Raw genomic sequence first — 16,019 nt, forward strand, 5'->3', positions numbered from 1 at the left:
CGGCGGCCGTTGCAACGGAAGACTTCTGACATGAGCTGGCTAGACAAGATTGTGCCCTCGGTGGGCCGCATTCAGCGCAAGGATCGTCGGGCGAGCGTGCCGGATGGCTTGTGGCGCAAGTGCCCCAAGTGCGAGTCGGTACTGTACTTGCCCGAACTCGAAAAGCATCACAATGTGTGCCCGAAGTGTGACCATCATCTGCGCCTGACGGCACGCAAGCGCCTGGACTGGTTCCTCGACAAGGAAGGTCGCGAAGAGATTGCCGCTGACCTGGAGCCGGTAGATCGTCTCAAGTTTCGTGACTCCAAGAAGTACAAGGACCGCCTGGCGGCGGCCCAGAAGGATACCGGCGAAAATGACGCCCTGATCGCCATGCGCGGTTCGTTGGATGGCATCCCGGTGGTGGCGGTGGCCTTCGAGTTCACCTTCATGGGCGGGTCCATGGGCGCCGTGGTGGGTGAAAAGTTCGTGCGTGCCGCGACCATTGCCCTGGAACAGGGCCAGCCGCTGGTATGTTTTTCTGCCTCCGGCGGTGCGCGCATGCAGGAAGCGCTGTTCTCGTTGATGCAGATGGCCAAGACCTCTGCCGCTCTGGAGCGCCTGAAGCAGGCGGGTGTGCCTTACATTTCGGTGCTGACCGATCCGGTCTTCGGTGGCGTGTCTGCCTCCCTGGCCATGCTGGGCGACCTGAACGTGGCCGAGCCGAACGCGCTGATCGGCTTTGCCGGGCCCCGCGTTATCGAACAGACCGTGCGCGAAAAGCTGCCTGAAGGCTTCCAGCGCAGCGAGTTTCTGCTCGAGCACGGCACCGTCGACATGATTATCCATCGCCATGACATGCGGGCCCGTATTGGTGGAGTACTGCGCAAGCTGACCCATCAACCGGCGGCAGGCTTGCCGGACGAGGATGCGCCCGACCTGGTGGATGCCGCCGAGGCAGCCGAGCACAACCTGGCCATGGCCGACGCGCCACAGTCAGAGGCCCTGCGTGCAGTGGACGATGAGGATGTCGGGTCTGCGTCGGAGGACAGCCACGCTGACCGTCCCCAGGACGCTCCGCGCTGATTCATGGACGAGCACGCCCTTCCCACCACTCTGGACGCTTGGCTGGCTCGGCTGGAAGCTGCCCACCCTGTGGGCATCGACCTCGGTCTCGAGCGCGTTGCCGCGGTCGCCGGCAGGCTTGGGCTGACCGCGGAGCCCATCGCCGAGGCGGTGATCACCGTGGCCGGCACCAACGGCAAGGGGTCCACTGTGGCCATGCTGGAAGCCTTGGGGCGGGCCCACGGGATGACGACGGCGGCGTACACCTCGCCGCATCTGGTGCGGTACAACGAGCGCCTGCGCCTCGACGGGCGTGAGGCCAGCGATGCGGTGTTGATGGAGGGGTTTGCTCGGGTCGAGCAGGCCCGGCTGTCGCCAACGCCGGTCAGCCTCACCTATTTTGAAGTGGGAACCCTGGCGGCGCTGTGGACCATCGCCCAAGCCAAGCCTCAGCTGGCCGTTCTTGAGGTGGGTCTGGGAGGGCGGCTGGATGCCGTCAATGTGGTTGACCCGGATGTGGCCGTGGTCACCACCGTGGCCCAGGACCATGCCGCGTTTCTCGGCAACGATATCACCGTGATTGGCCGCGAGAAGGCTGGGATCATGCGTTCCGGCAAGCCCGCTGTGCTCGGTAGTACCGCTCTACCCGACAGCGTGGCGGGGCATGCTGCCCGCATTGGTGCGACAGTCTTCGCCCTTGGCCAGGCGTTCCAGCACGCCTCGTATCTGTCGGCTCCCCAGTCGCCCTCTGGTTCAGTCACCCAGCAGGACAGCGATGCCAGCTGGTCCTGGCAGGGCACTGCGTTGGACGGCGCGACGGTTCGCGTGGGAGGTCTGCCCGACCCGGGCTTGCCGCGGGATAATGCCGCTAGTGCGCTCCAGGCGCTGTGGCTGGCACGGGGCAGTCTGGAGGCATCGGCCTGCCGCACCGCGTTTGCCCAGGTATCGCTACCGGGGCGCATGCAGTGGCAGGGTCGCTGGTGTCTGGATGTCGGCCACAACCCTCATGCCGCCGCCTACCTGGCCACTCGTCTCCACAGCCGTCGACACGCCTTAGAGGGTGACGAGCCAAGCGGGCGCCTGTGGTGCCTGATCGGTATGCTGGAGGACAAGGACGCCGATGGCGTCCTGGCTGAGCTGGCGCCGGTGGTCGATGGTTGGGTCCCGGTGACTCTCGAGGGGGCGCGAGGTCGCCCCAGCCAGGACCTGGCCGCGCGCATTGAACAGCTGGGAGGCGTCGTGATGCACCAGGCTGACACTCCTGACGCAGGGGCGGACTGGCTTGAATCGCGCTTCGGCGATGCGGATGACATTCTGGTCACCGGTTCCTTCTTCACCGTTGCTGCCATACTGGCGAGGTGGGAACGTCAGAGGGAATGTCAGGGGGAGCGTCAGAGCGACCGACAGACCGGAACCGGCAATGCCTGCGAGGGAGCGACATGAAATACGGAATGCGCGAGCGCGTTAGCGGAATCATCATCGTGGTGGCCTTGGGTGTCATCTTTATTCCCCTGTTGTTCGATGAGCCGGAGTCAGAGCAGCAGCGGCCCGAGCCGGTGCTGACCATTGACCCTCCAGTGGACGTAGAGCGCCGTGATGTGGCGGACCCCACGCCGCCCAGCACGCTGGGGGCCAACGAGTCAGCCTCATCGGGTGAGCAGCAGAACAGCGCCAATGCGTCCACCCAGTCACAGGTTGACCCGGGGCCCGCAGAGCAGGTGACTGCCGGCACCAACGCCGACACCGATCGCCAGAATGGGGCAGGCCAGGGCGCTTCGTCCTCTGCTTCCACCTCGTCTTCCTCCACCGACTCGCCGCGTCAGGAACCTGCTGAAGACCCCATCGCTGCCTTGGCGCGCCAGGCGGATCAGCGAGAGGGTCGCGCCGCCACGTCCGCGGTGCAGGGCGGTGAATGGGCCGTTCAGGTGGGCAGTTTCGGTGAGTCCGCCAATGCTGATCGACTGATGAACAAGCTGCGCGATCAAGGTTATCCTGCTTACTCGCGTGCCCGCAGCAACTCGCTGACAACCGTCTACGTGGGGCCTTTTGCGGCCTCGGAAGATGCCGAGGGGGTCATGGGCGAGCTCAAGTCTCGTGAGAACCTTCAGGGCCTGCTGGTCAAGGTGGATAGCTGATGCTTGCGACCTGGGTGGACTGGGTATTTGTGGCGGCACTGGCCTTGGCAGTGGGCGCGGGCTTCGTGCGAGGCTTGGTCAGGGAAGCGCTTGGCTTGGCGAGCTGGATCGTGGCCCTGTTGGCGGCGCGGATGTTTTCCGAGCCCGTTGCCGATCTGTTGGGCAATTGGATAGAGAGCCCGGACGGCCGCCTGATCGTCGCCTTCGTGTTGATCATCATCGTTACCATCCTGGTCGGGGGTATTCTGATCCGCATGGTGCAGGCAGCGGTGGAGTGGGTCGGGGCGGGGTTTCTCAACCGACTCACCGGCGCAGTGTTTGGCGGGGTGAAGGCGACAGCCGTGCTGACCCTGGTGACGCTGCTGATCGGATTTACTCCGCTGGATCAATTGAAGGCCTGGCAAGATGCCAGCGTGCGCCCCCATTTCGAGCAATTGCGTGACTGGGGGCTGGGGCAGCTGAGTGACTTTGACGGGCGCTTGCCGGACTTCCCCGAGTCTCTGCGCGAGCTTCCGCAGCCAGACATGCAGACGCCGTCTCAAGGCCAGTCTCAAGGGCACTCTCAAGGACAATCCCCGGTACCATCTTCGCCGTCTTCGGGCGGTGAGGCAGAAGGACCTGCCATCGACGATGCGAGCAGAGCAAACGGTACGGCGCTCTGACTTCGGCAGTGACAGACGACTCTTGCGCTGGCCTTGCGGCCGGCGTTTCACGGCAAATGAGGTAAGTTGAATGTGCGGTATCGTCGGCCTGATGGCCAAGCAGGCGGTTAACCAGGCAATCTACGACGCTCTGACGGTGCTACAGCATCGCGGTCAGGACGCGGCGGGCATGATGACCTGGAACGAAGGCCGTTTCCTGCTGCGCAAGAGCAATGGTCTGGTTCGTGATGTGTTTCACACTCGCCACATGGCGCGGCTCAAGGGCAATCTGGGTATTGGCCATGTCCGTTACCCCACCGCCGGTTCTTCCAGCGAGGCCGAGTCCCAGCCGTTCTACGTCAACTCTCCTTACGGGCTGGCGCTCGCTCACAACGGTAATCTGACCAACTCCGAGCAGCTCAAGAAAGAGCTGTTCTCGTCGGACCTGCGCCATATCAACACCAGCTCCGATTCCGAGGTTCTGCTCAACGTGTTCGCCCATGAGCTGGGCAAGCAGGGGCCGCACCTGGAACCTGGCGATATCTTTGACGCGGTGCGTCGCGTGCATCGGCGTTGCCGCGGTGGTTATGCCGCGGTGGCGGTCATCAACGGCGTTGGCCTGGTAGCCTTCCGTGATCCTCAAGGTATTCGCCCCGTCGTATTTGGTACCCGTGACCAGGGTGACGGCCAGGAAGTCATGATTGCGTCCGAGTCTGTTGCGTTGGACGTGGGTGGCTTTGAGCTTGAGCGTGACCTGGCGCCGGGCGAGGCCATCTTTGTGGACATGGACGGCAACTATCACACCCAGCTGTGTGCGGACCGTCCGGTGCTGGCGCCTTGTATCTTCGAGCATGTGTATCTGGCTCGCCCCGACTCTCTGCTGGACGGTGCCTACGTCTATGGCACGCGCCTGCAGATGGGCCGTAAGCTGGCTGATCGCATCAAGAGCGAATGGCCAGAACACGATATCGACGTGGTCATTCCGATTCCCGACACCTCCCGCACCTCGGCGCTGGAGATGGCACAGCACCTGGGCGTGACCTACCGTGAAGGGTTCATGAAGAACCGCTATATCGGTCGTACCTTCATCATGCCGGGGCAGACCCAGCGCAAGAAGTCCGTGCGCCAGAAGCTCAATGCCATCGATGTCGAGTTCAAGGGCAAGAACGTACTGCTGGTCGATGACTCCATCGTGCGCGGGACCACCTGCAAGCAGATCATTCAGATGGCCCGCGACGCCGGGGCCAACAAGGTCTACTTTGCCTCTGCCGCACCGCCCGTGCGTTATCCCAACGTGTACGGCATCGATATGCCGGCGGCCAACGAGCTGATTGCCCACGGGCGCAGCGAGGCCGAAGTGGGCGAGCTGATCGGTGCCGATCGCATCGTCTACCAGGATCTCGAGGACCTCAAGGCAGCCTGCCGTGAAGTCAATCCTGCTCTGGACGAGTTCGACTGCTCGGTGTTTGATGGCAAGTACATTACCGGAGACATCGACGAGGCGTACCTGGCCGAGTTGGAAGCGTCGCGTAATGACGGTGCCAAGCAGGAACAAAGTGCCGGAGATCACGCACTGGTCGGCATGCACAATCAGGACGATATAGACTGATAGCCAGCGCAGCGGGCCGGGTCGATTCCTGACCAGGCCCGGTGTCGGGGTCGTCGGCCGTCAGTCAGGGAGAGCAAGATGCAGGATTCGACGCAGGATACGTGGAACATCGACACCCTGGCGATTCGCTCAGGGCACGATCGCACCCACGAGCAGGAGCATGGTGAGCCGATTTTCACCACCTCGAGCTTTGTCTACGGCAGTGCAGCCGAAGCGGCGCGCAAGTTTGGTGGTGAGGAGCCGGGGAATATCTACTCGCGCTTCACCAACCCTACGGTGCGCACCTTCGAGCGCCGCCTGGCCGCGATGGAAGGCGGCGAGCGCTGTGTCGCGACCAGTTCTGGCATGGCAGCTATTCTTTCCACGGCGCTGGCATTGCTGTCCTCAGGCGATGAGATCGTGGCCTCACGCTCCTTGTTCGGGTCGACGGTCAGCCTGTTCGACAAGTATCTGGGCAAGTTCGGCATCAAGACCCGCTACGTCGAGCTGTCGGATCTGTCTGCCTGGGAAGCGGCCATTACGCCGGCGACTCGCCTGCTGTTTGCCGAGACTCCGTCAAACCCTCTCTCCGAGGTGGCGGACATTCGTGCACTGGCAGACCTGGCCCATCGTCACGATGCATTGCTGGCCATCGATAACTGCTTCCTGACCCCTGCGCTGCAGCGTCCACTCGCACTAGGTGCGGACTTGGTGGTGCATTCTGCCACCAAGTATCTGGACGGTCAGGGGCGAGCGATTGGTGGGGCTGTGGTGGGCCGTGACAAGGAGCTCGAGGAAGTCTTTGGCGTGGTCAGGACCTGTGGGCCGTGCCTTAGCCCCTTCAACGCCTGGATCTTTACCAAGGGCCTTGAGACCTTGAGTCTTCGCATGCAGGCCCACGCAGCTTCTGCTCTGGCACTGGCACAGTGGCTCGAAGCCCACCCTGCAGTGGAGCGCGTGCACTACAGTGGATTGGAAAGCCATCCCCAGCATGAGGTCGCGCGTGAGCAGCAGCAGGGCTTTGGCGCGGTGCTTGGGGTCGAGGTGAAAGGGGGCCGCGAGCAGGCTTGGTCAGTGATCGATGCGACCCGCATGCTATCGATCACCGGCAACCTTGGCGATGCCAAGACCACCATCACTCACCCGGCCACCACCACGCATGGGCGGCTGTCCGATGAGCAGAAAGCCATCGCCGGGATTTCCGAGAATCTGATTCGCATTGCGGTCGGGCTCGAACATCTTGACGATATCAAGGCTGATCTGGCTCGCGGCCTGGACGCGCTGCGCTGATCGTTTTCGCTCTTGCGGGGGTCGCCTGGCCCCCGTAAGAGCAGATCCACTTCCGTCTCGTGGACCGCTGATGCTTCCTTCCTGTCTGCGTCACCGTCCGTGTTTTCCAATGCTATTCGTTGAGCGGTGTTCACGGCTCTGCCGTCCTTGTTCAGCCGTCCTTGTTCAGCCGTACTCTATCTAGCGTCGTTCTATCCAGACGAACCCCATCGCGCCTACTGGCACTCCGTCCGTACCATCTCTGGCTCCAACGTCGGAGCTGGGGCCTGGTCTGACAGCCATGCGGAGAGCCGATGGTGCTCGCAGCGTTTCTGTGTAGCTGTCCGATCTTTGCGCAAGCGATAACGCCGACGCAGCGTGAGGGCTCAGCCCCACGACAGACTCAGTTTTATTGAACCAATCATTCGGAATTTTTCCACGGATTGGCGCCTCAACATGAGTTAAGCTCGATTTCATCGATGAATCAGAGGACGCCGTCATGTGGCGCAATTCACCAAGGGGCTGGGGGCTTCTCGCCATTGTGTTGCACTGGAGCAGTGCGGTAGCCATCGTCGGGCTGTTCGCCCTGGGCTGGTGGATGACGGGACTCGACTACTACAGTGAGTGGTATCACCTGGCACCTTGGTGGCACCGCGGCATCGGCGTTCTGGTCATGCTGGTGATTCTGGGCAGGATAGCCTGGCGCCTGGCACAGCCGACGCCTGCCGCCCACGGGTCGCGGCTGGAACGTCGGGCGGCCTCCTGGGGGCATCTGGCGCTTTATGTACTGATGTTGGCGGTGCTGATCAGCGGGTACTTGATCTCTACCGCGGATGGCAAGGGCATCGAGGTGCTCGGCATGTTCACGCTTCCCGCGGTGATCAGTGACTTGCCTGAGCAGGCGTCACGGGCTGGGGTGGTGCACTGGTACAGCGCTGTGGTGCTGATCATTCTGTCGGCGGGACATGCACTGGCGGCCTTCAAGCACCACTATGTCGACCGTCAGGACACATTGCGGCGTATGCTCGATCCTCGGCTGTCTCAGCAAGGACGACATGCGGCCGAATCGAAAGGTCGTTGAACGCGTTACGTCACTCAAGCACGACTGACGTCATCACAAGGAGAAAGACATGCTCAAGAAGACCGCTATTGCCGCACTGGCCGCTGGCTCTCTATTGCCCCTGGCGCAAGCTCAGGCCGCTGATTACGCCATTGATTCGGAGGGGCAGCACGCCTTTATCCAGTTCAAGATCAGCCACCTCGGCTACTCCTACATTCTCGGCAGCTTCGAGTCGTTTGACGGCACCTTCAGCTACGATGGTGAAGACACTGCCAGCGCCTCGGCGCAGCTCGAGGTCGACGTGACCAGCCTGACGACCAATCACGCTGAACGCGACAAGCATATCCTGAGCGGCGACTTCCTCAACGCCGACGAGTATCCGACGGCCACCTTCACCTCAACCGGGTTTGAGTCCACCGGCGATGGAGAAGGCGTGTTGACCGGCGACCTGACCCTGCATGGCGTGACCAATACCATCGAAATGCCGGTGACCTTGCTGGGCGAGGGTGAAGATCCCTGGGGTGGCTACCGCGCAGGTTTCGAGGGCTCGACCGAGCTCGCGCTGGGCGACTACGACATCGACATGAGCAAGTTCCCCGAAGCGATGCGCAGCCTTGAGCTTTACGTGACGTTCGAAGGCATTCGCCAGTAACACGCGGCGTCACGCAGGCTGTACGACGACCCCGGGCCCAGGCCCGGGGTCTGTGGTTGCGGGATAGGGTGAGCGCGCTGCGGCGTTGCTATACCATACGCGGCCAGACCTACCAATCGGAGATACCGTGCACCTAAGTTCCGACTCCAGCGCCTTAGGGCCAACCCTGTGGCGCAAGACCTGGCCGATGGCGATCGGGGTGCTATCGCTGCTCGGCTTTCAACTCGTCGACTCTGCATTTGTGGCGCGCCTGGGGACAGCTCCCCTGGCGGCGCAGTCCTATACCTTTCCCCTGTCGTTTCTGGTGATTGGTGTCCAGGTTGGCATGGGGATCGCCATTGCCGCCCTGATATCGCGCGCGCTGGGGGCGGGCGAGGCGGTGAGAGCACAGCGCCTGGGAAGCCTGTCGCTGATGATGGGTACGCTCGCCATCGGGGCGTTGGCACTGCTGCTGTGGGTCCTGCAGACCCCGATCTTCAGTGCCCTGGGGGCGGACAGCGATGCACGAGCGCTGATTCGTGCCTACTGGGCGCCACAGCTGATCGCGGCCTGGCTAGGCGCCCTGGTGTACTTTGGCTATAGCCTGTTTCGTGCCCACGGCAATACCAGCCTGCCTGGCAGCATGATGGTCCTGACCAGCCTGGTGAACCTCGCCCTCGACCCTGTGCTGATCTTTGGTATCGGTGACTGGCAGGGGCTGGGGCTGCCCGGCGCTGCCTGGGCAACGGTACTGGCCTTCGGCAGCGGCCTTGGCGTCTTGGCCTGGCAGCTGAAGGGGCGCGAGTGGCTCGCGTTAAAAGGCCTCGGCGAGGAGTGGCGAACCTCTGGCAAGGCCTTTGCCAGTGTTGCCTGTCCCGCCATGATCAGCCAGCTTATGCCGCCGCTTGCGGCCATGCTCGCCATCTCGACCGTGTCGGGGCTGGGTGATGCGGCAGTGGCGGCCTGGGGCCTGGCCAGCCGCCTGGAAACCGTGTCGCTGATGGTGGTGCTGGCGCTGACCATGTCGCTGCCACCTTGGCTCGGACGCTGCTATGGGGCGGGGGACTGGTCTCAAGTTCACCGCCTGATGCGGCTGGCATTGAAGGTAGTCGTGGGGTGGCAACTGGCCCTTGGTATCGTCCTGGCGTTGGCCGCGCCATGGTTGGCCGGCATGCTGGCCGGGACGGAGGATGTCAGCCAATCACTGGCGACCTTGATGCATTTCATGCCACCCAGCTACGCCGCCTTGGGAGTCTGCATGCTGGTAGTGTCCGCCGGTAATGCGCTTGGCTGGCCGATGCGGGCGATGCTGCTGTCCGCGGCCAGGCTGTTTGTGTGTTATCTACCCTGTCTGTGGCTCGGGGTGACCCTGATAGGCGGGGTCAGCGGTCTCGGCATGGGAGCCGCGCTGGGTAACTTGCTGGCGGGCCTTGCCGCTTACCTGCTGTTGCGCCGCACCCTGTCGCGACCCAAGCGCTGCGGCACTGCTGTTTGAAGGGGTAGTGGATATTGCTTTTTTTATGTCGTTAATCGATTGATGCTTCTGCTAGCTAGGTAAAAAACGTTTTACTGTCTCGCACATTAGGGTGAAAAAAGAATAAAACACTGGTTTTGCCCCTCTATACTCGCGTCATGTCGAGCCGCAGCCCGTAGCTGCGGCTCATTGCATCAACGGCTGGCATGACAGCGCCCCTGACGGGCGTGGCACCAACAATGAGAATAGAGGAGCGGCGACATGAAGGTATTGGTTCTGGGCGCAGGTGTGGTGGGTGTAACAACGGCCTACTATCTGGCACGTCAGGGTCATGAGGTCCGGGTCGTGGACCGCCAGCCTTCCGTTGCCATGGAGACCAGCTATGGCAATGCGGGCCAGGTGTCCTTCGGCTTCTCTTCTCCCTGGGCAGCGCCGGGCATTCCACAGAAGGCCGTGAAGTGGATGTTTCAGGAGCACGCTCCGCTCAAGATCCAGCCCAAGATGGACCCGACCATGGGTCGCTTCATGATGCAGATGCTCAGCAACTGCAACCCCGAGCGCTACGCCATCAACAAGGAACGCATGGTACGCGTCGCCGAACACAGCCGTGCCTGCATCAATGCCCTGCGTGATGAGACTGGCCTTCGTTATGAAGACCGCCAGAAGGGGCTGTTGCAGCTGTTCCGCAGTGAAAAGCAGGTCGAGGCCGTCGGCAAGGACATGAAGGTACTCGAGCAGTGCGGTGTGCGTCATGAGTTGCTGGATGCCAGTCGCATCGCTGACGTCGAGCCGGCGCTGGCGCGGGTGCCCGGCAAGTTCGTGGGTGGTCTTCACCTGCCCGATGACCAGACCGGTGATTGTCACCTGTTCACCAATCGTCTGGCGGACTACTGCCGCGAGAAACTCGGCGTCGAGTTTATGTTCAACACCACCATTGAGCGGCTGACTCGCGTGTCTGGCAAGGTCGAGGCAGTGCACACCAGTGCCGGAGAGTTGACCGCAGATGCCTACGTCATGGCGTTGGGTAGCTACTCGCCGTTCCTGGCGCGGGACTTGGACATCCGCCTGCCCATCTATCCGGTCAAGGGCTACAGCCTGACCTTGCCAGTGCTCGATGATGGCGGTGCGCCCCAGTCCACGGTGATGGATGAGACCTTCAAGGTAGCCATTTCGCGCTTCGACAACCGTATTCGCGTTGGCGGCACCGCGGAGCTTGCCTCCTATGACCTCAGCCTGGCGGAAAAGCGTCGTGCGACGATCTCCATGGTGGTGCGCGACGTGTTCCCGGAAGGTGGTGATCTGGCCAAGGCCGAATTCTGGACGGGACTGCGCCCCATGACCCCGGACTCCACTCCGATCATCGGTGCCACCAAGTACGACAACCTGTGGCTCAATACCGGCCACGGCACCCTGGGCTGGACCATGAGTTGCGGCAGCGCTCAGCTGTTGTCTGACCTGATCGACGGTCGTGCACCCGCCATCGACCCCAACGGGCTGGCCGTGTCTCGCTACGCGGCGTGAAGCGACAACCCGCAGATGAAAGCCAAGGCAATACGATAGGAAAGATCCTACCGATAGACCGCCAGGGCAGGCTGGTGGCGTAACACGCTACCAGGCACAACGCCAACACCACGACACCCCGACGGGCAACGCCCGCCGGGGTGTCGTCGTTTGTGAAGATGACGTATTTCGGTGCAATGGCGCCTTGTGCCCCTAGCTTGAAAAGGGCAACCGCTGCCGACAGAGGTGAAGACAGGGCTCGAATCCGCGATCCCGTCGGTATAAGCTGAAAAGCAACAACTAAACTTAGCCGGAAAGGCAGGGCATTCAGGACACCTCGTTCACGCGAGTCGACGTCATGTTGATGTCGAGAAAGAAGGTGACGTCCGTCGCCAGGAGGGGCGTGTCTGTATGACATTCTCCTGCGGTAGCCTGGCTGAAGGGTAATCGGCAACCAGCATATCCACTCAGGGCCCGTTTCGACGCTATAGCAGACCCAATGGGCTGAGCGATGGGCCTACGCCCTTGCGACATCCTCGCGTTGCAGGGACAAGGCCATCTGCATCTGCTGGGTCAGTGCAGACGTCAGGGACGTGCTCAGCAAGGTCCTGCGATCCTTGCCGCTGACGACGGTCAAGGCTTTTGTATCGAAATCGATGTCCTTGACACGAAGCCGTAGACATTCCGCGATATGTAGCCCACTGCCATAAAGGAAAGAGAAGACCAGCCAGTTTCGTCCCGACAAACATGACAGGATCGCCGCGACCTCGGCACGCGTCAGTACCGTGGAAAGCCTGCGATGTTGGCGAGCATGCTTAAAATCGAGGGGGCCCAGCTCGACACCAAGAAACTTGTGGTACAAAAATGCGAGAGCATTCAACGCAATCTTCTGCGTGTTGACCGAGACACCATGATTATTGGCGAGCGATGTCAGGAAGGCGCGCACCTCGGCTGCACCCATCTCAGTAGGGTGTCGACGCTGGTGATACAGGATGAACCGCTTGATCCAGTGCAGATAGGTTTTCTCTGTTCGAATACTGTAGCCACGCAAGCGTAGATCTCGGCGGATTGCCTCCAGAAATGGGCTCTTGCTCATGTGCAACCTCCCGAATACGATAACTATTCATTCGTACAGTATATTGAGAAGCGTCCAGCCACCGTGCCTGGAAAGCAACAGAAGAAGGCAAGACTTGTCTGCACAGAGTCAACAAAAAATACGGTTGATCCAGAATTTATGAGATCAACGGAATGGAATGTCGTGCATACCTTCTCAGGAATTCGAGCATGCCCGTACTGGCACGCAAGGGAATAGAGTGGAACTTTTAAAAATATGAAGAAGATATGAGGTGTGTGGGCCGGTTCGCGCAGCGACAATTTCAGCACGCATACGATTAAAAATGTTATGATTACTTTCTTAGCAAAATAAGATCATTAGGAAAAAATGAAGATACATATTGATACAGAAGTAGATGATGTTGTATTTCTACAAAAAAAGACAACTATCCAGTTTGTCTTAAGTGAAGCTTTAGTTTACTTGTCGCAAATCATGGTCTTCTTTTGGGTAGCTTTTTTAGTTTCTGGGTCGCTCACAAATGAAGAGAAGCTTGTAAGATTTTTGGATTCAAAAATTCACGACAATTCTCTTTCTGAGGTCGGGCATGTAATTCTTGCCACAATCATCACATTTGGCATAGTTTTAATGATTGTTAAAGTTTCACCCACGTCACGTTGGCTCGAAGAACTATCGGATGATATTTTGGCCTCAATTTCAAGAACAATATACTTTTTTGGCAGCAGTGTAACTGGTTCTATTTTAGCGGTAGCGCTTTATTCCAATCTAAATCCTACCAAAGATAATCCTGCTCCTGAGTTTTGGCTTGGGCTTTCTGCTGTTTTCGGGTTCGGGGCATTCCTCTATGGCTGTGGTACAAGCTATGCATTCAAGTATAAGAAATACATTGCTAAATCCCGCCCTAACAAATCAAAGCAGGCGGACGCCGATAAAACGAGCGCCGCTGTTTGAGGCGTTAGATTCTTATGATCACATATTCAGATTTTGCGGGCTGGCTGAACAACAATCAGGGTGTGCTGACGCTAACTATATTCTTAGCTACTATCTTTTTGGGTTGGGTTAGCGGAATATTTACAGCGCTGAGGCGAAAACCAAAGTTCAGCGTAAGGGTTATCGACGGGCCGACCTGTGCATGCACATTTCTAACAGGTAGGTCGAAAGGGCAATTTGAGATCCACCGTACCTGTATAGCTCTTTATCTCAGTGTATCAAATGTGGGCTCCTCTCCATCTAGTATTGAGTCCGTGTCAGTCGGCTATCATTGGAATATTAAGCCGCTCAGTCTGCTATGGTTAAAGAATTCTGTAGGATGGTTTTGGTTAAATGGCCAGGCTGTAGCTTTGGAAAATTTTCAATCAAAAATTGGCGATTCCATAAAGATATATCCGTTTCTATTTCAATGTTCAGGATTGGGTCTAAATAAAACGGAAACGTATCTTGATATAGGGCAATCGACAAATGGGGTGATTTATTTTGAACAGCCTGATAGTTGGGGCGGGTGCTTTCCTAAAGCGAAGAATGGGCAAGTCATGGTTAAGGTAAAGCTCTCAGATACCTTTGGAAAAACGCACACAAAGAAGTTCAAAGTTCCGATGGTTTCTCTGGAGTGCGCTCGAAAATATAATCCCTCTTTTGGAAAAACTCTTTCGGCTCTTGACAGTGCAGAGCTTTCGCTTGACCGTTTTTAACGCTGACAGTCGGCTCCACTGCGACCGATTTTCCGCCGCTTCGCGGCTCCAAGTCGGCGCGCGCGTTAGCCGTCTACGGATGATTGAGCATAGTAAAAAGGAGGTTTATATGAGTACATTGGATAAAAAAGAGATATTTCGTGTAGAAGAATCTAGTTTGACATTTGATCAATTAGTTAAGGAAGCAGCTCCTGAGATATCCTATGGCTTGAAGGAGAAAAGTGTTGTAATTCTCCCTTCACATGGTCATGATGATGTGTTTTACGCGGGCACATTAGATACATTGGACTTCTTAAATGAAAATGGAATCAACACAGATGTATATGCTTCTGATGAAGAATATAGAGAACTAGGATTACACGGGGCAGATTTTTGGCTTGGTACATTCATAATCCAAAGTATTGTAGTTCCAGTATTTTGCGGTGTGATTTCTTCATATATCCACGAAAAATTAAAAGCTAAAGATGATGACAAAATTGCATTAAAATTTCTTGTAGAAAACAAAGAAGGAAAAACCACCGCTATAGAGTTTAATGGTAAGGTAGAAAATTTAAAGAAAGCTATAGATGCAGTGAAGAGTTTGAGTGATGAAGATTGAACTAATAACCATAGGCGACACTGAAAATAGAGAATTAAAAAAAGTTATAGAGTATCTTGAGGCGGAGAAAAAATCTGCTATTGCTAACGGTGATGAAGATAAGGCTAATAACTGTTGGCTACACCTAGAATCTCTGGATTTGAATATACTATTTATTAGAGCGTTCAATAACATAAAGCTTAAAAACTATAGGCAAGCGTGGTATGAGCTAGAGCAGTGTGAAATAAAAGAGAGCTATATTCGAGAAAATTCATACAAAGATCATATCGTCGCTTCAAGGTTGGATTTTATTAAGAGCAAGGTGTCTAAATGGCAATCTCTCTATCCATATTGTTTATTTTTTAGTCCAGGGTTTAAAGTTGGCTATTATTCTTGCAGTATCTGTGGTCATAAAGTAAGGCCTAGATCTCGGTGTGAACATAAGAAAGGCAAGGTATATAGTGGGCAGTTGTGTGTACATGAAGCACACGATATGGAGGTACTTGAAGTTTCGATCGTAACAAAGCCTGTTCAAAAATCTTCAGTTATGCACGATGACTCAAGCTTAGACTTCATGCTTTTGGAACGTTTATCTAGTTGCTTAGATAATGCATTTGAAGATTGGGATGTACGGTGGACAAAAATGAAATTCCCTATTGCAAGATTTAGCAAAGTTTCTAAGAAAGATAAATGCCCTTGCAAAAGTGATAAAATTTTTGAAGTATGCTGCATGGGTAAGAAGGAGGTTGAAATTCCCCATGTGGACTTTCTTTTTTCAAAACCATTATCGAGTGATGCAGAAAATATAGTGTTCCCATATTACAACGGCTAATAATCTTTTTAAGAGTGGTTCGCAACGCGTGGAATTTTCACTATACATTTGTGAAATGACCCCTTAGCCGCAAATTCTGAGTGAAACACCTGCCCTAATCGGTAAGGTGTTGTATTTATGGCCTACTCCGAACTTTTTATGGAAGACCGCGCGTCGAACAATGCTTAAGCAGCTGGAAGATGGCGGCTGTTCTCCTGTGCACTCCGTTGGCGATGAGTCCAGAAATACGTCGAAACGGCTCGCCCGATGTGTAATGACCCCCTGGTTTCTGCACACCCTACGCCGCTAATGCCGGGTGTGCTCGGGGTGCCACATAGCCTAGAGACTGATGTGGCCGCTCTTCGTTGTAGTAACGGATCCAGCGGCTGATTACCGCTCGGGTGAAGTGACCCCCTCCCGAGCTGCACAGGCTATAGTGCAGCCATCAGGAGGACAGAATGACTGACGACAACCCCATCAAGCGATGGACCGCGAAGCGCAAGGCCTCCGTGGTCATGGACATCTTCAA

Annotated in this window: 16 protein-coding genes; 14 read left to right on the plus strand and 2 right to left on the minus strand. The window is 57.4% G+C overall.

Features of this window, described 5'->3' with window-relative positions; all coding sequences use genetic code 11:
- The first annotated feature begins 30 nt into the window (after positions 1 to 30).
- The 10 genes from accD to KUV41_RS14280 all read left to right on the plus strand — a co-directional run bounded on the left by accD (position 31) and on the right by KUV41_RS14280 (position 11,363).
- Entirely contained in the window at positions 31 to 1,065 is a 1,035-nt protein-coding gene (accD, locus tag KUV41_RS14235; protein WP_222486589.1) for an acetyl-CoA carboxylase, carboxyltransferase subunit beta, read from the plus strand.
- Between the two features lie 3 nt (positions 1,066 to 1,068).
- On the plus strand, positions 1,069 to 2,487 hold the full coding sequence (locus KUV41_RS14240; RefSeq protein WP_222486590.1) for a bifunctional folylpolyglutamate synthase/dihydrofolate synthase: 1,419 nt from the start codon (positions 1,069 to 1,071) through the stop codon (positions 2,485 to 2,487).
- Positions 2,484 to 3,179 carry an SPOR domain-containing protein gene (locus KUV41_RS14245; RefSeq protein ID WP_222239155.1) on the plus strand — a complete coding sequence of 232 codons (696 nt, stop codon included), beginning with the start codon at positions 2,484 to 2,486 and terminating at the stop codon, positions 3,177 to 3,179. The genes KUV41_RS14240 and KUV41_RS14245 overlap by 4 nt, the downstream gene beginning before the upstream one ends.
- On the plus strand, positions 3,179 to 3,841 hold the full coding sequence (locus KUV41_RS14250) for a CvpA family protein (protein WP_222486591.1): 663 nt from the start codon (positions 3,179 to 3,181) through the stop codon (positions 3,839 to 3,841). The genes KUV41_RS14245 and KUV41_RS14250 overlap by 1 nt, the downstream gene beginning before the upstream one ends.
- Before the next feature lie 70 nt (positions 3,842 to 3,911).
- Positions 3,912 to 5,429: an amidophosphoribosyltransferase gene (purF, locus tag KUV41_RS14255; protein ID WP_206943213.1), complete on the plus strand. Its 1,518-nt coding sequence runs from the start codon at positions 3,912 to 3,914 to the stop codon at positions 5,427 to 5,429.
- Between the two features lie 78 nt (positions 5,430 to 5,507).
- Positions 5,508 to 6,698: an O-succinylhomoserine sulfhydrylase gene (locus tag KUV41_RS14260; RefSeq protein WP_206943211.1), complete on the plus strand. Its 1,191-nt coding sequence runs from the start codon at positions 5,508 to 5,510 to the stop codon at positions 6,696 to 6,698.
- Between the two features lie 478 nt (positions 6,699 to 7,176).
- Positions 7,177 to 7,758 carry a cytochrome b gene (locus tag KUV41_RS14265; RefSeq protein ID WP_222486078.1) on the plus strand — a complete coding sequence of 194 codons (582 nt, stop codon included), beginning with the start codon at positions 7,177 to 7,179 and terminating at the stop codon, positions 7,756 to 7,758.
- 49 nt (positions 7,759 to 7,807) lie between these two features.
- The gene (locus KUV41_RS14270; protein WP_222239159.1) at positions 7,808 to 8,389 is read left to right on the plus strand and encodes a YceI family protein; all 582 of its coding nucleotides are present in this window, start codon (positions 7,808 to 7,810) and stop codon (positions 8,387 to 8,389) included.
- A gap of 187 nt (positions 8,390 to 8,576) precedes the next feature.
- Positions 8,577 to 9,863 carry an MATE family efflux transporter gene (locus KUV41_RS14275; protein WP_222486597.1) on the plus strand — a complete coding sequence of 429 codons (1,287 nt, stop codon included), beginning with the start codon at positions 8,577 to 8,579 and terminating at the stop codon, positions 9,861 to 9,863.
- A gap of 240 nt (positions 9,864 to 10,103) precedes the next feature.
- Complete coding sequence (locus KUV41_RS14280; protein ID WP_222486077.1) at positions 10,104 to 11,363, plus strand: D-amino acid dehydrogenase; 1,260 nt, start codon at positions 10,104 to 10,106, stop codon at positions 11,361 to 11,363.
- Positions 11,364 to 11,859: 496 nt separating this feature from the next.
- Here KUV41_RS14280 and KUV41_RS14285 read toward each other — a convergent pair whose 3' ends face one another.
- Positions 11,860 to 12,438: a phage integrase N-terminal SAM-like domain-containing protein gene (locus KUV41_RS14285; protein WP_206943202.1), complete on the minus strand. Its 579-nt coding sequence runs from the start codon at positions 12,436 to 12,438 to the stop codon at positions 11,860 to 11,862.
- 345 nt (positions 12,439 to 12,783) lie between these two features.
- On the opposite strand from KUV41_RS14285, the gene KUV41_RS14290 reads away from it, so the two are divergent.
- The 4 genes from KUV41_RS14290 to KUV41_RS14305 all read left to right on the plus strand — a co-directional run bounded on the left by KUV41_RS14290 (position 12,784) and on the right by KUV41_RS14305 (position 15,511).
- On the plus strand, positions 12,784 to 13,365 hold the full coding sequence (locus KUV41_RS14290) for a hypothetical protein (protein ID WP_222486592.1): 582 nt from the start codon (positions 12,784 to 12,786) through the stop codon (positions 13,363 to 13,365).
- A 14-nt stretch (positions 13,366 to 13,379) separates the two neighbouring features.
- Positions 13,380 to 14,102, plus strand: a complete 723-nt coding sequence (locus tag KUV41_RS14295) for a hypothetical protein (protein WP_222486593.1) — start codon at positions 13,380 to 13,382, stop codon at positions 14,100 to 14,102.
- A gap of 109 nt (positions 14,103 to 14,211) precedes the next feature.
- Positions 14,212 to 14,700, plus strand: a complete 489-nt coding sequence (locus KUV41_RS14300) for a hypothetical protein (RefSeq protein ID WP_206943196.1) — start codon at positions 14,212 to 14,214, stop codon at positions 14,698 to 14,700.
- Positions 14,690 to 15,511: a hypothetical protein gene (locus tag KUV41_RS14305; RefSeq protein WP_222486594.1), complete on the plus strand. Its 822-nt coding sequence runs from the start codon at positions 14,690 to 14,692 to the stop codon at positions 15,509 to 15,511. Before KUV41_RS14300 ends, KUV41_RS14305 begins: the two co-directional genes overlap by 11 nt.
- A 277-nt stretch (positions 15,512 to 15,788) precedes the next feature.
- Here the strand turns inward: KUV41_RS14305 and KUV41_RS14310 are convergent, their stop codons facing one another.
- Positions 15,789 to 15,932, minus strand: coding sequence for an integrase core domain-containing protein (locus KUV41_RS14310; protein WP_206943612.1), 144 nt, complete (start codon positions 15,930 to 15,932; stop codon positions 15,789 to 15,791).
- Between the last annotated feature and the right edge of the window lie 87 nt (positions 15,933 to 16,019).

The sequence above is a fragment of the Halomonas sp. DP8Y7-1 genome (genome assembly GCF_019801685.1).
Classification (GTDB): domain Bacteria; phylum Pseudomonadota; class Gammaproteobacteria; order Pseudomonadales; family Halomonadaceae; genus Halomonas; species Halomonas litopenaei_A.

What these genes read in the sequence shown, in the direction of transcription:
- KUV41_RS14270 (WP_222239159.1), top strand. Translation starts at nt 7,808, where the DNA reads ATGCTCAAGAAGACCGCTATTGCCGCACTGGCCGCTGGCTCTCTATTG.
- KUV41_RS14265 (WP_222486078.1), top strand. Translation starts at nt 7,177, where the DNA reads ATGTGGCGCAATTCACCAAGGGGCTGGGGGCTTCTCGCCATTGTGTTG.
- KUV41_RS14240 (WP_222486590.1), top strand. Translation starts at nt 1,069, where the DNA reads ATGGACGAGCACGCCCTTCCCACCACTCTGGACGCTTGGCTGGCTCGG.
- KUV41_RS14305 (WP_222486594.1), top strand. Translation starts at nt 14,690, where the DNA reads ATGAAGATTGAACTAATAACCATAGGCGACACTGAAAATAGAGAATTA.
- KUV41_RS14300 (WP_206943196.1), top strand. Translation starts at nt 14,212, where the DNA reads ATGAGTACATTGGATAAAAAAGAGATATTTCGTGTAGAAGAATCTAGT.
- KUV41_RS14280 (WP_222486077.1), top strand. Translation starts at nt 10,104, where the DNA reads ATGAAGGTATTGGTTCTGGGCGCAGGTGTGGTGGGTGTAACAACGGCC.
- accD (WP_222486589.1), top strand. Translation starts at nt 31, where the DNA reads ATGAGCTGGCTAGACAAGATTGTGCCCTCGGTGGGCCGCATTCAGCGC.
- purF (WP_206943213.1), top strand. Translation starts at nt 3,912, where the DNA reads ATGTGCGGTATCGTCGGCCTGATGGCCAAGCAGGCGGTTAACCAGGCA.
- KUV41_RS14285 (WP_206943202.1), bottom strand. Translation starts at nt 12,438, where the DNA reads ATGAGCAAGAGCCCATTTCTGGAGGCAATCCGCCGAGATCTACGCTTG.
- KUV41_RS14295 (WP_222486593.1), top strand. Translation starts at nt 13,380, where the DNA reads ATGATCACATATTCAGATTTTGCGGGCTGGCTGAACAACAATCAGGGT.
- KUV41_RS14290 (WP_222486592.1), top strand. Translation starts at nt 12,784, where the DNA reads ATGAAGATACATATTGATACAGAAGTAGATGATGTTGTATTTCTACAA.
- KUV41_RS14275 (WP_222486597.1), top strand. Translation starts at nt 8,577, where the DNA reads ATGGCGATCGGGGTGCTATCGCTGCTCGGCTTTCAACTCGTCGACTCT.
- KUV41_RS14260 (WP_206943211.1), top strand. Translation starts at nt 5,508, where the DNA reads ATGCAGGATTCGACGCAGGATACGTGGAACATCGACACCCTGGCGATT.
- KUV41_RS14245 (WP_222239155.1), top strand. Translation starts at nt 2,484, where the DNA reads ATGAAATACGGAATGCGCGAGCGCGTTAGCGGAATCATCATCGTGGTG.
- KUV41_RS14250 (WP_222486591.1), top strand. Translation starts at nt 3,179, where the DNA reads ATGCTTGCGACCTGGGTGGACTGGGTATTTGTGGCGGCACTGGCCTTG.